Consider the following 17,704-nt stretch of genomic DNA (forward strand, 5'->3'; position numbering starts at 1 on the left):
TCATGGCAGGACAGAGTAAAGCCAATATCAGAAGAATCAATGTATTGGCAGGGCTGACCCTTAATCAGCATAAAGCGAGTACGCAGGCTTTCGTGACGCGCAATCAGGTGATCGAGCGCGTTAGTCAGTGCATCACGGTTAAGTTGGCCCGTCAGGCGCAGCGCTATTGGAAGGTGATAGGCTAAACTGGCGGCAGGATCGAGTTGGTTAAGGAACCACAGCCGTTGCTGGGCGAAGGACAATGGCAGAAGAAGATCACGGGCTGCCTGTTTGATTGGTGGCCGTTTCTGATAATGTTTGTTATGTTGTAATTGCTCTTTAATTTTCTTTTGTAAAACAGCCTGTTTCAGGCCATTGCGGTTCATGTTATTCCTTATCATTTATTGCTGTCTCCGCCTAAAATTGCCATTAATTCTTCGGTTGACATTAAATCCAGTTCATTTTCGAGTGATTCAATATTGCTGTTCCCTATAGCATCCAGTTGGGTGGTAAGGATGATGCCGGCCTGTTCCGCCAATTGAGGGGAAAGAAACAACGAGGAGATAGGGATATCGACCAGAAATTCATCTTGTATGCGTGTTGCTAATTGCGCGATCACCAATGAGTGGCCGCCAAGTTCAAAAAAGTTATCGTGGCGACCAATTCGCTCCAATCCCAACAAGTCTTGCCAGATTTGGGCCAGAATAATTTCTTCCGCACTGATCGGTGCTTCATAGTGGCGTACAACCACAGCGGACGCATCAGGCTCAGGGAGTGCCTGACGGTCGAGTTTGCCATTAGAGTTCAACGGAAAAAATTCCAATATCACAAAGGCGCTGGGTAACATATAGTCGGCCAGATGTTGGGAGAGTTTCTGGCGCAATGCCGCCGGCACCAGTTCAGCACCATCCAGAGGCCGCAGATAGGCAACCAGTCGTTTCTGAGCCGACTCATCTTCACGGGCAATAACTACCGCTTCGCGCACCCCTTGGCATTGCATCAATTGAGCCTCGATTTCCCCTAATTCAATGCGGAAACCACGCAATTTGATCTGGAAATCATGGCGGCCGAGATATTCGATATTACCATCGGGCAGCCAACGACCGAGGTCGCCGGTTTTGTACATACGGGCATTGGGATGTCGGGAGAATGGATCGGTCAGGAAGCGTTCGGCGGTGAGTTCAGGACGATTCAGATAGCCACGGGCAACACCGACACCAGCGATATGAATTTCTCCGGCAACACCAAGAGGAACGGGTTGACCACGAGCATCCAGAATATAAACTTGGGTATTAGCAATCGGGCGGCCAATAGGAATGGAATGGGTTACATCCACGGGGGAAGTAATCTCGTAGGTGGTGGCAAATGTGGTGGTTTCTGTTGGACCATATCCGTTAATCAAGTGTACGGGTTGTGTCGCAGCCAATTGCACCTGTTGTATCTTCCTCGGGTCGAGTACATCGCCACCGGTAAGCAGGTAACGTAACTGCCCAAACAAGGGCTTAAGGCTATCGAGATATTCGTTGAACAAGCCCACCGTTAACCAGAGAGCGGTGACGTGTCCCTTGATCAATGAATCGCAGAAACGTACTGGATCGAGCAGCACGGATTGCGGAACCACATGCAGGCGCGCCCCGTTGAGCAGGGCAGACCAGATTTCCCAGGTCGAAGCATCAAAAGCAATATTGGCACAATGGGCAACGCAGTCGCAGACTCCGATATCAGCATAATCAGGATTGATAACCAGCCGATTAACACTGCGGTGCTCGACCATCACCCCTTTGGGTTGCCCGGTAGAGCCAGAGGTGTAGATCACATAGGCCAAATTTTGTGATGTCAGGTACAGTGCTTGTGGATTAGGGTTATGAGTTGGTTGTTCCTCTAGTAACGTTTTCTGGGCATCCAGCACGACTATAGGCACTATTACAGGTACGCTGCTGTGCAGTCTGCCCAGCTGTGCTGTCTGGGTCACTAATACCACCGGAGTAGCATCTTCGAGCATATAGGTCAGCCGTTCCGTTGGATAAGCGGGATCGAGCGGGACATAAGCTCCGCCAGCCTTGAGGATGCCGAGTAATCCCACAATGGTGTCCAGACTGCGTTCGGCACAAATTGCCACCCGATCATCCGGCCGCACGCCCAATGCAATCAAGTGGTGGGCCAGACGATTGGCACGTCGGTTCAGTTCACCATAGCTCAGTGTCTGGTTTTCACAGACGACAGCGATGGTATCAGCATGCTGTTCAGCCTGTGCTTCAAATAGTTGGTGGATTAGCGCACCTTGTGGGAAATCTGTTTGGCTGTCATTAAAATCTGCCAGCACTTGTTGCCGCTCGGTCGCCGGTAAGATTGGCACGGCCAAAATCATTTGTTGCGGATTATGTATCAAAGCATCGATCAGGCCACTAATGGCTGTCAGCAGGTAATGGATTACACGAACAGGATCGATATCAGCCACAGTGTGGGTAGTCAGGTGAAAACCAACACCTAAATCATCAACTGATAGCGTAATGGGATAGTTGGTTCGTTCCTGTGTTGCGATGACGCGCATATCTGACCAGATATTAACCGAATTCGTTTCATTGGCTTGGGAATGACGGTAATTAAGCAGGGAACTGAACAGCGGCATGGGTTGCGTAACACCACTACAACTTTGTGCCAGTGCCAATGGTGCTTGTTCATGTTCCAGTAGCATCATCAAGTTTTCGTAGGTGGCTTGTACCACTGCTTGCACATTGCGATCAGCCAGAGAGACACGCACTGGCAGGGTATTGATAAACATGCCCAATATTTGGTCGGCACCCGCACCGCTTTGCAGACGACCTAATAGTACGGAACCAAAAACGACATCGTCACGACCACTGGTATGAGCCAATACCTGCGCCCACGCGACATGAAACAGGATACTTGGGCTGATCCCTAAGCGCCGGGCCTGATGGCGAATAGCTTCCGCCAGCTCAGGGGCAAGGGGCAGGCGGGCTTCGGTGATGGCGTTACCCTCGCTTAATGTTTGGTTATCCGGTATCGACAGCACACCAAATGGTGCCGTCGGGGCATCAATATCGGCGAGTTGGGCATGAAAATAGGCTTCATGTTTTGTGGCTGGTACGTTCAGGGTTTGGGCGATAAAGTTGCGATAGGGCAGTGCCGTAGGCAGTGTTTGCTGTCCTTGCAATATTAGTGCTATTTCAGCAAAAATCAGATCCAGTGTCATATGGTCGCTGACCAGATGATGGAAACGCAAGGCTAGCAGCCATTCATCCTGTAGCGGATCATGGGCAACATCAGTGGCAAAGAGGGGGGCACGGTTCAAATTGATACGGTGCTGGCGTGGATCAGTGTAAGCCTGTAACTGTGCTGAAATGTCGCTTTCCACACCATTTGGCATAGAAGTTGGGGTAAAAACCTTGATATCCAGTTGTGCCTGACGCCAAACTACCTGAACCGGCTGTGCCAACCCTTGCCAATAAACCGCTGTACGCAGGATATCATGGCGGTTGATAACCTGTTGCAAGGCAGCCAGAAAGCTGTCGAGATGATCACGAGAATTGAACGCGAACAAGCTCTGCAACAGATAGGTGTCACCTTGTGCCTGCATTCGGTAATGGAACAAAATACCTTCCTGCAACGGTGCCAATGGATAGATATCCTGTATATTACTTGCTCCGCCGGAAACGGTATCAACGATGGCATCAATCTCAGATTGGGAAAGCGAAACCAGTGGTAACATATCAGGGGTAATGGCCGTGCAGCCCTCCGGAATAAGGTTGGGTGGCACCACGAAAGCCTTGGTGTCATGCTGGATGGCCTGAGCCATATCAGCGAGGACGGGTGAGGCGAACACACTGCGAACCTCGAGTTTCCAGCCGAGACCACGCAGCTCTTCGATCAGGCTGACAATCATCAATGAATGACCGCCAAGTTCAAAGAAATGGTCATGACGGCCGATTTGTTTCACCCCCAGAAGTTTTTGCCAAATCTGTATCAGGGCGATTTCTCGCTCACCGACGGGCGCGGCATAGCTGCGGGCCACAACTGCCGATAAATCCGGGGCTGGCAGAGCCTGACGATCGAGTTTACCGTTAGGGGTAAGCGGGAAAGCGTCTAATATCACAAAGGCATTGGGCAACATATATGCAGTGAGATATTGGCTAAGCTGATGACGCAGGTCAGAGGGCACCAATTCGATACCCGTCTGGGGCAACAAATAGGCCACCAGACGCTTCTGGCCAGGCTCATCTTCGCGGGCCAGTACCACGGCTTCACGCACGCCGTGACATTGTCTGAGCTGGATTTCTATTTCCCTCAGTTCAATACGGAAGCCCCGCAACTTGACCTGAAAGTCATTGCGGCCAAGGTATTCAATATTGCCATCGGGCAGCCAGCGGGCAAGGTCGCCGGTCTTGTACATACGAGCGTCGGGTTCCAGTGCGAACGGATCAGCAAAAAAGCGCTCGGTGGTCAGTTCAGGGCGATTCAGATAGCCACGGGCGACACCAATACCGCCGATATAAATTTCCCCCGCCACACCGACGGGAACGGGCTGACCCAGTGTATCCAGAATATAAATTCGGGTATTGGCAATCGGACGGCCGATAGGAATAGAACGGGTTATATCAATGGGAGCCGTAATCTTGTAGGTGGTAGCAAATGTCGTGGTTTCCGTTGGGCCATATCCGTTAATCAAGTGTACGGGTTGTGTCGCAGCCAATTGCACCTGTTGTATCTTCCTCGGGTCGAGCACATCGCCACCGGTAAGCAGGTAACGTAATTGTCCAAACAGGGATTTGAGGCTATCGAGATATTCGTTGAACAAACCCACCGTTAACCAGAGAGCGGTGACGCGTCCCTTGATCAATGAATCGCAAAAACGTACTGGATCGAGCAGCACGGATTGCGGAACGACATGCAGGCGTGCCCCGTTGAGCAGGGCAGACCAGATTTCCCAGGTCGAGGCATCAAAAGCGATATTGGCACACTGGGCAACACAGTCATTCGGAGCAATATCCGCAAAGCCACTATTAACGATAAGGCGAAGGACATTGCGATGCTCGACCATCACGCCTTTGGGTTGACCTGTTGAGCCGGAGGTATAAATCACATAAGCCAGATGGCGTGAGGTTAGCCCCAATGTATGGGCTTGCGGATTATGAGTCGGTTGTATTTCCAGTAACGCTTTCTGGGCATCAGGCACGATGACAGGCACCGTTGCAGGGACGCTGTCGCGCAGCCTGTCGAATTGTGCTGTCTGGGTCAGTAATACCATCGGGGTGGCATTTTCCAGCATATAGGCCAGCCGTTCGGCGGGGTAGGTTGGATCGAGCGGGACATAGGCCCCACCGGCCTTAAGAATACCGAGTAAACCCACGATGGTGTCCAGACTGCGTTCAGCACAAATCGCTACCCGATCATCCGGACGCACGCCTAACGTAATCAGATAGTGGGCCAGCCGATTAGCGCGCTGGTTTAATTCACCGTAGCTCAGGATTTGATCTTCACAGACGACAGCAAGGGTATCGGGATGCTGTGCTGCCTGCGCTTCAAATAGTTGGTGTATCAACGCGTCTTGCGGGAAATCTGCCTGAGTGGCATTGAAGTCCACCAGCAGTTGTTGCCGTTCTGATGTGGGCAGCATGGGTAAAGTGATAATCCGCTGGGTTTCATCCGTCACCATGGCAATCAGCACATGGGTTAAATAGCCCACCATCCGTTCAACGGTGGCGGTGTCGAATAAATCGGTGGCGTATTCCAATTCACCGATCAGGCCAGTCTCGGTTTCACTCAGTGATAAGGTTAAGTCAAAATGAGCATGACGATGATCCTGAGCCAGCGTCATCAGTTGCAAACCCGGTAACGCCAACGCTTGGGCTGGGGTGTTGTTTAAGGCCAGCATCACCTGAAAGAGGGGATTGTAACTTAAACTGCGTTCGGGCTGGAGCGCTTCCACCACCTGCTCGAAGGGCAGATCCTGATGGGCATAGGCGGCCAGTGCCCGTTCCCGAACCTGAGCAAGCAGATCGACCACATTGAATTCATCATGGAAGGTAACGCGCAAAGCCAGCGTATTCACAAAGAAACCCATCAGCCCTTCCAGTTCATGCTGTGGGCGGTTAGCAACAGGGGTGCCGATAACGATATCATTCTGTCCACTGAGCCGGGCTAGTACAAGACTCCAGGCACTGAGTACTGTCATAAACAACGTGGTGTTGTGACGTCGTCCAAGCACTTTAAGTGAAGCCAATAAATCCGCATCAACGTACACAGGCACGCGGTTACCCGCATAGGTTTGTACCGACGGGCGTGGACGGTCGGTGGGCAGAGAGAGTAAGGCGGGCGCGTCAGCAAGCTGGGCACACCAGAAGTCCCGTTGTGCAGTGAAAGCCGTGCCTTGTAGCTGCTCCTGTTGCCAGACCGCATAATCCGCATATTGAATTGGCAAGGGGGGCAAAGGATCATCATGATGACCGTCAAGAGCCACACGGTAAAAGGTGCCCAGTTCTTGCACCAGCACACCGACGGACCAGCCGTCAGTGATAATGTGATGTAGGGTCAGCAACAGCACATGCTCGTCGTCTGCCAGTTGCAGCAATTGACCACGGATTAACGGCCCCTGAGCAAAATCAAAGGGCGCTTGCGCCTCGATATCGGCGAGTTCGGCAACACGCTGGGTATGCAAGGTGGGATCGAGCGGGCGCAGGTCGTGGCAGGACAGGGCAAAACCGATATCAGCCGGATCGATATGCTGGCAGGGTTGGCCTTCGATCAGGACAAAACGAGTACGCAGACTTTCATGGCGGGCAATCAGGCGGTCAAGTGATGTTTTCAGCGCATGGTAGTCGAGTTGACCAGTGAGGCGTAATGTCACCGGCAAATGATAAGCCTGGCTGGCCGCCGGATCGAGCTGGCTGATAAACCATAGCCGCTGCTGGGCAAAAGAAAGAGGCAGAGGCTGATGTCTGTCCGCGGGTTTGATGAATGCCGGTTGCTGTTGATCCCCACGGGTTTTCAGTTGTTCTTCAAGTCTTTTCTCCAACACTGCACGTTTTAACTCATTGATATTCATATTGAGCCTTGTCATTATTTACTGTCCCCGCCTAAAATTGCCATCAATTCTTCTGCCGACAGTGAGTCAAGATCGTTTTGAATTGACTCAAGCTCGTTTTCCCCGACCGCATTCATTTGAGCTGAGAGAATAACAGTGGACTGCTCTATCAATGTGGGCGAAGTGAATAACGAGGTCAGAGGGATATTGACCCGGAATTTGTTTTGTATGCGGGTTATCAGTCTGACGATCATCAGCGAGTGGCCGCCGAGTTCAAAGAAGTGGTCATGGCGACTGATACGTTCCAGTCCTAATAAGTCTTGCCAGATTTGCGCCAACGCGGTTTCTATTCTGCCTTGTGGCGGTTCATAACTCTGGGTCACTACGGCAGCCAGATCCGGCGCAGGCAGAGCCTGACGGTCAAGTTTGCCATTGGGGGTCAGGGGGAAGGATGCCAGCATGACAAAGGCACCGGGCAACATATAGTCAGCGAGGTGCCGTGCCAGTTGCTGGCGCAGCTCCGCAGGCATCAATTCAACCCCTTCCTGCGGTAATAGGTAAGCGACCAGCCGCTTCTGGCCGGGTTCGTCTTCGCGCGCCAGCACCACCGCCTCCCGTACCCCGTCACACTGGGTGAGCCGGGCTTCAATTTCCCCCGGTTCGATACGAAAGCCGCGCAGTTTGACCTGAAAATCATTGCGGCCGAGGTATTCGATATTGCCATCGGGCAGCCAGCGACCAAGGTCACCGGTTTTGTACATGCGTTCCTCTGGATCTGAGGAGAACGGATTAATGAGGAAGCGTTCGGCAGTGAGTTCAGGACGATTAAGGTAACCGCGGGCCACTCCGGCACCGGCAATATAAATTTCCCCTGCTACACCGTAAGGAACAGGTTGACCCTGCACATCCAGAATATAAATCTGGGTATTGGCAATCGGGCGACCGACAGGAACAGAGCGGGTTACATCAACTGGTGAAGTAATCGCATAAGTTGCTGCAAACGTGGTGGTTTCCGTTGGGCCATATCCATTCATCAGGTGTGCTGGCTGGAACCCAGACAATTGCACCTGTTGTATCTTTCTCGGATCAAGCACATCACCGCCGACAAGCAGGTAGCGCAATTGCCCAAACAGGGGCTTAAGGCTATTGAGATATTCGTTGAACAAGCCGACAGTCAACCAAAGGGCACTGATTTTCCCCTTAATCAGTGAATTGCAGAAATGCGCCGGATTAAGCAGAACAGATTGTGAAATCACATGCAGGCGTGCCCCGTTGAGCAGGGCAGACCAGATTTCCCAGGTCGATGCGTCAAAAGCAATATTGGCACAATGGGCGATACAGTCGTCGGGACCGATGTCAGTAAAGCCATTATTGATAATCAAGCGAAGCACATTGCGGTGCTCGACCATCACGCCTTTGGGCAGTCCGGTAGAACCGGAGGTATAGAGCACGTAGGCCAGATGGTGTGACATCAATCCCAGAGCCTGTATATCTGGGTTATGGGTTGGTTGCTCCTCCAGAAGTGATTTCTGGGCGTCGGGTATCACTATCGACATGGACATAGGCACAAAACTGGACAGCCTGTCGGCTTGTGTTGTCTGAGTCAACAAGGCCACGGGTTTTGAATCTTCAAGCATATAAACCAGCCGTTCGGTCGGATAGGTGGGATCGAGCGGTACATAAGCCCCGCCAGCTTTGAGGATAGCAAGCAGGCTTACGATGAGATCCAGACTACGTTCGATACAGATTGCGACCCGATCGTCCGGCTGTACTCCCAATGAAATCAGATGGTGAGCCAACTGATTGGCACGGCAGTTGAGTTCACCATAACTGAGCGTTTGTTCTTCAAATACGACAGCGATGGTATCGGGACGGTGTGCCACTTGGGCTTCGAATAATTGATGGATCAGCTTGTCTTGCGGAAAATCCGTTTGCGTAGCGTTGACATCTACCAATAGTTGCTGGCGCTCTGTGGCGGGCAGGATTGATATGTTTTGAACCAACCGTTGTGGATCATGAACCAAAGCATCAATTAAGCCGCTGATGGCGGTGACCAGATAGTTGGTTATGCGGGTTGGGTCGATATCGGCTACTGTTTGGGCGATTAGCTGGAAATTGACACCTAAATCATCCACTGACAGGGTGACAGGGTAGTTAGTACGTTCCTCGGCGGCTAAAGTACGTATACCTGCCCAAATGGTATCAACTGATCCTGTTTCACCCGATTGACCATGACGATAATTCAATAAAGTACTAAACAACGGTATCGACTGCGGCATACCGCTGCAACGTTGTGCCAGTGCCAATGGAGCCTGTTCGTGTTCCAGTAACATCATTAAACTGTGGTGGGTGTTCCGTACGACTTCCTGAACAGTGTAATTAGTCAGAGAAACTCGCATTGGTAACGTATTGATGAACATACCCAATACTCGATCGGCCCCTGCTCCGCCTTGCAGCCGGCCCAATAGCACGGAGCCAAATATCACATCATCACGGCCGCTGGTCTGTGCCAGCACCTGTGCCCAGGCGACATGGAACAGGACACCCGGACTGACCCCGAAACGACGCGCCTGAGTACGGATGGCGTTGGCCAGATCGGAGGCGACAGGGAGGCGAGCCTCAGTTACGCGGTCGTTGTCAGGGTGAACCTTGAGTACACCAAAGGGTGCGGTGGGTTCATTAATATCCGCCAGTTGGGTATGGAAATAAGCCTCATGATCAGCGGTCGGGGTAGCCAGAATTTGGGCGATAAAGTTGCGGTAAGGCAATACTGCTGGCAGCCTTTCTGTTTTGCCCTGCAAGATAAGCGCAATTTCCGCAAAAATCAGCTCCAGTGTCAGGTGGTCGCTGACCAGATGATGGAAACGCAGCGCCAGCAACCACTCATTTTGTGCCGGATTAGGAGCAATATCGGCGGTAAACAGCGGAGCGCGATTCAGATCGATACGGTGCCTGCGTGGATCGGTATGACTCCTGAGTTGAGCAACCACGTCGTCGTCAGCCGTGATGGGATTGAAAACATTAACTGCCAGCGGTGCCTGACGCCAAACTACCTGCACCGGTTGGATCAGCTCTTGCCAGTAGACGGCGGTACGCAGAATATCATGGCGGTCAATGACCTGTTGCAGTGCGGTTAAAAAGGCATTGAGACGTTCACGGGTATCGAACGCGAGCAAGCTTTGCAGCAGATAATTATCCCCCTGTGTCTGTAACAGATGATGGAACAGAATACCTTCCTGTAACGGCGCCAGCGGATAGATATCCTGTACCTGACTGGCACCGCCTGGGATCTTTTCAACGAGGGTATCAATTTCAGCCCGGGAGAGAGAAACCAGAGGCAGCATATCGGGGGTGATAGCCATACAGTCTTCGGGGATTCGGCTGGGGGGTATGACAAAGGTACTGACCTCACGCTGGATAGCCTGAGCCATCGCAATCAGGACCGGCGCGACAAACACGCTGCGTACGTCGAGCTGCCAGCCCAAATTACGTAGTTCTTCGATCAGACTGACAATCATCAGCGAATGGCCGCCGAGTTCAAAGAAGTGGTCATGGCGACTGATCTGTTTCAATCCTAAAAGTTTTTGCCAGATTTGAGCCAAGGCGATTTCTGTCTCACCGACGGGAGTTTCATAGCTGCGCGTGACCACTGCGGATAAATCTGGGGCCGGCAGAGCCTGACGGTTAAGTTTGCCATTGGGCGTCAGCGGGAAAGTGTCTAGGGTGACAAAGGCGCTGGGCAGCATATAGTCAGCCAGATGCTGGGCAAGCTGCTGGCGTAGCTCAGCGGGTACCAGTTCAATCCCCGCCTGTGGTAGTAAGTAGGCGACCAGCCGTTTCTGATCGGGTTCATCTTCGCGGGCCAGCACCACCGCCTCCCGTACCCCGTCACACAGGGTGAGCTGGGCTTCAATTTCCCCCAGTTCGATACGAAAGCCGCGCAGTTTGACCTGAAAATCATTGCGGCCGAGGTATTCGATATTGCCATCAGGCAGCCAGCGGCCGAGGTCACCGGTCTTGTACAGGCGGGCATCGGGTTCCGAAGAGAACGGATCGGTCAGGAAACGCTCGGCCGTTAGTTCAGAACGGTTCAGGTAGCCCCGGGCAACTCCGGCTCCGGCGATATAGATTTCGCCCGCCACGCCAGGCGGTACGGGGTGGCCGTAGGTGTCGAGAATATAGATCCGCAGATCTGCCAGCGGCTGACCAATCAAACTGCCCCGTCCTGAGTGGATATCGGCTTCCATGAGCTCCCGATAGGTGGCATGAACGGTAATTTCGGTGATGCCATACATATTGACCAGACGGGTTTGTGTCGTCGGGTTGCGCTCCACCCACGGAGCGAGGGTATGCAATTCCAGGGCTTCGCCGCCAAAAATAATGCACCGCAGCGTATGTGCAGTCGCGTCCTGAGCTGGAATTAATTGACGGAAAGCACTGGGGGTTTGGTTCAATATTGTGACGTGTTCACGGCACAATAACGAATAGAATAGCTGCGGTGAACGGGCACATTCTGCTGAGATAATGATCAGCCGACCGCCGTAAGCCAACGCTCCCCACAATTCCCAGACGGAGAAATCGAAAGCAAACGAGTGGAACAGCGTCCAGACATCCTGATCATCAAACTGAAAACGGGCTTGTGTGGCAGCTAACAGGCGGGTGACATTAGCGTGCTCAACCATGACACCTTTCGGTGTTCCGGTTGATCCCGATGTGTAAATCACATAGGCCAGATGATGGGATGTCAGGCCCAGCGCCTGAACGTTTGGATTATCAGTCGGTTGTATTGCCAGACTTGGTTCAGGGTTGTCCAGCAAAACCACAGGCAAGGGGCTGTTCAGTTTGTCGCATAATGTGGTTTGGGTCAGTAAAGCCACCGGAGCGGCATCTTCCAGCATATAGGCCAGACGTTCGGCGGGATAGACCGGATCGAGCGGCACATAGGCACCACCTGCCTTGAGAATTGCCAGTAAGCCGACCACCATTTCCAGACTGCGTTCGACACAAATCGCGATCCGATCGTCCGGGCGTACTCCCAACCTGATCAGATAATGCGCTAACTGATTGGCACGGCGATTTAATTCACCATAGCTGATCGTTTGCTCCCCAAATACGGCAGCGATAGCCTCAGAATGCTGTGCGGCCTGTGCTTCAAACAGCGAATGGATCAGTGTTGCTTGTGGGAAATCCATCCGGGTGGCATTGAAGCCGGTCAGTAGTTGCTGTCGCTCCGATGCCGACAGCATGGGCAGAGTGACAATCCGCTGGGTTTCATCCGTCACCATTGCGGTCAGGACATTTGCCAGATAACCGACCATCCGCTCAATCGTGGTGGCATCGAATAAATCCACGGCATAAGCTAACTCACCGGTCAGGCCGGCTTCGGTTTCGGTCAGGGATAAGGTTAAATCAAAGTGTGCACTATGGTGTGTCTGCTCAACGAGAGAGAGCTGGAGATCAGGTAACGTCGGCTCCTGAAGTGATAAGTGTTGGGGCGTGTTGTTTAAGGCCAGCATCACCTGAAAGATTGGGCTGTAACTCAGGCTGCGTTCGGGCTGGAGGGCTTCCACCACCTGTTCAAAGGGCAGATCCTGATGGGCGTAGGCCGCGAAAGCGTGTTCCCGCACCTGAGCGAGTAAATCAGCGACACAGATAGAATCATCCAGTGTGATACGCAAAGCCAGCGTATTGACGAAAAATCCGATTAATCCTTCCAGCTCATGATGCGGGCGATTAGCCACCGGCGTACCGATGATAATATCCTCCTGTCCACTGAGTCGGGTGAGGACGATGCTCCAGGCACTGAGTACCGTCATAAACAGGGTGGTGTTATGGCGCTGTCCCAGTTCTTTAAGCGAAGCCAGTAATGCTGCATCAATGTGGACGGGTATTCGGCTGCCCACATAGGATTGTACCGCAGGGCGGGGGCGGTCGGTGGGCAGTGTCAGTAAGGCCGGTGCGCCGGCCAGCCGGACATACCAGAAATCACGTTGGGCCGTGAGAGTGGCTTCTTGTAGCTCGCCACGCTGCCAGACTGCATAGTCAGCATACTGAACCGGCAACGGCGGTAAGGGAACGTCTTGACCGTCAAGGATGGCGCAGTAAAGGGTACTGAGTTCATGAAGCAATATGCCGATGGACCAGCCATCAGAGATAATATGATGCTGGGTGAGCAGCAGGAGCTGCTCATCATTGGTCAATTGCAGCAGGTGACCTCGGAGCAGCGGGCCTTGAATAAAATCAAACGGCGTCTGTGCTTCGCGATCCGTTAATTCCGTAATATGGTTGCTACGGGCGTCCGGCGTTAATGGACGCAGATCTTGGTAAGACAGGGCAAAACCGATATCAGCCGGCTCGATATGTTGACAGGGCTGACCGGAAACCAGCACAAAGCGGGTACGCAGGCTTTCATGGCGGGCGACCAGATGGTCAAGGGCACGGGTCAGGGCTGGGCGATGAAGCTGACCGGTCAGGCGCAACGCCATGGGAATATGATAAGCCAAGCTGGCCGCCGGATCGAGCTGAGCGAGGAACCATAAGCGCTGCTGGGCAAAGGACAGAGGCAATGGCTGGCTGCGGTCAGCCACGGGAATGTTTACCTGAGAGATTATTGCCGTATCCGTCAGTGCGAGGGCCAGATCGATCAACAACGGCTGGTCAAAGAGTTGCTGTAACGGCAACTCGCGGGCCAGTTGTTGACGAATGCGGGCCGCCAGTTGGACAGCCAGCAGGGAATGCCCCCCGAGTTCGAAGAAATGATCGTAACGACCCACATGTTCCAAACCGAGCAGGTTTTGCCAAATTTCGGCCAGGGCTATTTCTGTTTCACCCACGGGAGCAGCATAGTCCCTGACCACCACGGATGCTAAATCTGGTGCAGGGAGAGCCCGCCGATCCAGTTTGCCGTTAGGCGTGAGCGGGAAAGCATCCAGCGTGATAAAGGCACCTGGCAGCATATAGTCCGCCAGATGCCGGGCAAGCTGCCGGCGCAATTCAGCCGGCACCAGCTCAGCTCCCTTCTGCGGCAGCAGGTAAGCGACCAGCCGTTTCTGCCCTGGCGCATCTTCGCGGGCCAGCACCACCGCTTCACGTACGCCGTCACATTGGCTAAGTTTGGCTTCAATTTCCCCCAGTTCGATACGAAAGCCGCGTAGCTTGACCTGAAAATCATTGCGGCCGAGGTAGTCGATATTGCCATCAGACCGCCAGCAGCCGAGGTCACCGGTTTTGTACATGCGGGCATCGGGTTCCGAAGAGAACGGATCGGCAAGGAAGTGTTCAGCGGTCAGTTCAGGTCGGTTCAGGTAGCCGCGTGCCACCCCGTCACCAGCGATATGGATTTCACCTGCCACACCGACGGGAACCGGTTGCCCCCGGGTATCCAGAATATAAATCTGGGTATTAGCAATTGGGTGACCAACAGGGATCTTACCGTCAACGTCTTGGTCTGTTATGGCCGGGATTTCATAGGCGGTGGCAAACGTGGTGGTTTCCGTTGGTCCATAGACATGCAGTAAGTGTTTGGGGGGATATGCGGTTCTGAGGTGAATAGCCGGACGGGTATCCGCCTGTTCCCCACCAAAAAGAACATACCGTAAGCCGGATAAGGCTGATCCAATCAGGTTTGCATATTGGTTAAACAGAGCCGTGGTCAGGAAGAGAGCACTGATCCCTTCCGATGACAGGCACTGACCAAAAAGGGTGGGTTGTAACAGGATCTTTTCCGGGATGAGCAGAATACGCGCCCCATGAACCAGGCCAGCCCACACTTCCCAGGTGGCGGCGTCAAATGAGACATTGGCGCAATGAGCGATACAGTCGTCAGGTCCCATATCAGCAAAGCCATTATTGATGATCAGGCTAACGACATTGCGATGTTCGACCATCACTCCTTTGGGTTGGCCGGTTGAACCCGACGTGTAAATCACATAGGCCAGATGACGGGATGTCAGTCCCTGTGCTTGTACGTCGGGATTATCCGTTGGCTGGGAGGCCCATATTGGCTGCTGGTGGTCAAATAAAGGATCAAGTAAGACCGTCGGCACGGTATCGGGCAGCGTGTTGAGCTGTGCTGACCGGGTTAATAACACCACCGGTGCCGCGTCCTGGAGCATATAGGCCAGCCGTTCAGTTGGATAGGCCGGATTGAGCGGGACATAAGCCCCGCCGGCTTTCAGGATAGCCAGTAAGCCGACCACCATCTCCAGACTGCGTTCGATACAGATGGCAACGCGATCATCCGGGCGTACGCCCAGGGCAATCAAATGATGAGCCAGACGATTGGCATACCGGTTCAATGCTTCATAGCTCAATGTTTGCCTTTCGCAGATCACAGCTGTGGCATGGGGGCGTTGTAATGCCTGAGCCTCAACGAGTTGATGGATCAATGCGTCTTGCGGGAAATCTGCCTGAGTGGCATTGAAGTCCACCAGCAATTGTTGCCGCTCTGCCGCCGGTAAGATGGGGATATCCCGGATTTCTTGTTGTGGATGATGAACTAAGGCATCGATTAAACCGCTGATGGCTGTCGTCAGATAGGCATTAATGCGTTCTGGCGCAATGTTGGTGACGGTCAGGGCCGTCAACTGGAAGTCATCCCCTAAATCATCGACTGACAGGGTAATGGGATAGTTGGTCTGTTCCTCAGCCGCGACCAGGCGCATTTCTGTCCACAGAGTGTCAATGGTATCGTCCCTGTCAGCCTGACTATGACGATAATTGAGCAGGGTGCTGAACAGCGGCATGGGTTGGGGCACGCCACTGCACCGTTGTGCCAGCGCCAGCGGGGCCTGCTCATGTTCCAGCAACGCAGTCAGATGCTGGTAGGTTTCCTGCACACTTTCCTGTACCGTGCGCCCGCCCAGAGAGATACGCAGGGGAAGAGTGTTGATAAACATCCCCAGTATGCGGTCAATCCCCGCCCCGCCTTGTAGTCGGCCCAGCAGCACGGAGCCAAACACCACGTCATTGCGGCCACTGGTATGGGCTAATACCTGCGCCCAGGCCACATGGAACAGGACACCGGGACTGATCCCTAAACGACGGGATTGAACACGAATAGCTTCAGCCAGTTCAGGAGCGAGTAAAAATCTGGATTTGGCGACAGATACAGATTTGGCATCGTTTGGCGTGCTCTTGGGCGTGCTCTTGGGCATCGTGAGCACACCGAACGGCGCCGTTGGTTCATCAATATCGGCGAGCTGTTTGCGAAAATAATCCTCATGCACTGAATTCGGTACATTCAGGATCTGGGCGATAAAGTTGCGATAAGGTAGCGTGGTGGGTAGAGCTTCCACATTTCCTCGTAATATTTGGGTAATCTCAGCAAAAATCAGATCCAGTGTCATATGGTCGCTGACCAGATGGTGGAAACGCAGTGCCAGCAACCACTCATTTTTTGCCGGATCAAGGGCAATATCAGCCGTAAATAAAGGAGCTTGAGTCAGGTCAATACGGTGCTGGCGCGGATCAGTGTGAGTCAGTAGCTGTGCCGGAATGTCGTCCGTCGTGGCGGGAGTAAAGACATTGACCGTCAGCGGTGCCTGACGCCAAACCACCTGTACCGACTGTGCCAGATCTTGCCAATAAACCGCCGTGCGCAGGATGTCATGACGATCAATAACTTGCTGTAAGGCATCCAGAAAAGCATCAAGACGTTTGCGGGTATCGAAGGCAAGTATGATTTGCAATAAATAGATGTCACCTTGTACCTGCAACAGATGATGGAACAGAATGCCTTCCTGCAAGGGAGACAATGGATAGATATCCTGCACATTACGTGTTCCGCCAGAAACGGTATCAACGATGGCATCAATCTCAGATTGAGAGAGGGAAACCAGTGGCAGCATATCGGGGGTGATGGCTGTGCAGTCCTCTGGAATAAGGTTGGGTGGCACGATAAAGGTATTGGTGCCACGCTGGAGAGTCTGGGCCATATCGGCCAGAATGGGGGCTGCGAATACACTACGAATCTCAAGTTGCCAACCCAGCTTACGCAGTTCTTCGATCAGGCTGACTATCATCAATGAATGGCCACCGAGTTCAAAGAAATGATCGTGGCGGCTGACCTGCTGCAATCCCAATAGCCCTTGCCAGATCTGGCCCAGCGTGTTTTCTGTTTCGCCAGTCGGGGATTCATGGCTGCGCATCACGATAGAAGATGAATCTGGTTCAGGCAGCGCCTGATGGTCAAGCTTTCCGTTTGGCGTTAACGGAAAAGTTGCTAACGTGACAAAGGCACTGGGTAGCATATAGTCGGCGAGGTGCCGGGCAAGTTGCTGGCGCAATTCAGCGGGCACCAATTCAGCGCTTTCCTCTGGCAGCAGATAGGCGACCAGTCGTTTCTGGCTAGGCTCATCTTCGCGGGTAATCACCACCGCTTCACGTACCCCGTCACATTGCGTGAGTTTGGCCTCGATTTCCCCCAATTCAATGCGGAAACCACGGAGCTTGATTTGGAAATCATTACGGCCAAGGTATTCAATATTACCATCGGAGAGCCAACGCCCGAGATCTCCCGTTTTGTACATCCGCGCATTGGGGTTGGAAGAGAACGGATCAACGAGGAAACGCTCGGTGGTAAGTTCGGGACGATTAAGATAACCACGGGCGACTCCTGTACCAGCAATATAGATCTCCCCCATGACACCAAGCGGGACAGGCTGAGAATAGGGATCAAGGATA

General features: G+C 53.0%; 3 protein-coding genes (2 of these 3 cut by a window edge). All 3 read right to left on the reverse strand.

Annotated features, from left to right (window positions below):
* Tightly spaced (each overlapping or abutting the next), the 3 genes in view from ACE1SE_RS08200 to ACE1SE_RS08210 form a layout consistent with a single transcriptional unit that may run on beyond the window.
* Positions 1-380, reverse strand: partial view of a non-ribosomal peptide synthetase gene (locus tag ACE1SE_RS08200; protein ID WP_374053395.1) — the 5' end (the start) only. 14,269 nt of this gene lie to the left of the window's left edge; 380 of the gene's 14,649 nt are visible here — the first part of the coding sequence; the start codon lies at positions 378-380; the stop codon falls past the left edge of the window.
* Positions 377-7,057, reverse strand: coding sequence for a non-ribosomal peptide synthetase (locus ACE1SE_RS08205; protein ID WP_374053396.1), 6,681 nt, complete (start codon positions 7,055-7,057; stop codon positions 377-379). Before ACE1SE_RS08205 ends, ACE1SE_RS08200 begins: the two co-directional genes overlap by 4 nt.
* A protein-coding gene (locus tag ACE1SE_RS08210) for a non-ribosomal peptide synthetase (RefSeq protein WP_374053397.1) crosses the window boundary here: on the reverse strand, positions 7,057-17,704 show its final stretch. It continues 12,161 nt past the right edge of the window; only the last 10,648 of its 22,809 coding nucleotides appear in the window; the start codon falls outside the window, past its right edge; its stop codon occupies positions 7,057-7,059. The genes ACE1SE_RS08205 and ACE1SE_RS08210 overlap by 1 nt, the downstream gene beginning before the upstream one ends.

The organism is Xenorhabdus taiwanensis, from assembly GCF_036512875.1.
Taxonomy (GTDB): domain Bacteria; phylum Pseudomonadota; class Gammaproteobacteria; order Enterobacterales; family Enterobacteriaceae; genus Xenorhabdus; species Xenorhabdus taiwanensis.

Bases quoted from the DNA above. Each gene is read 5' to 3' on its own strand.
- ACE1SE_RS08205 (WP_374053396.1), bottom strand. From the start codon at position 7,057: ATGACAAGGCTCAATATGAATATCAATGAGTTAAAACGTGCAGTGTTG.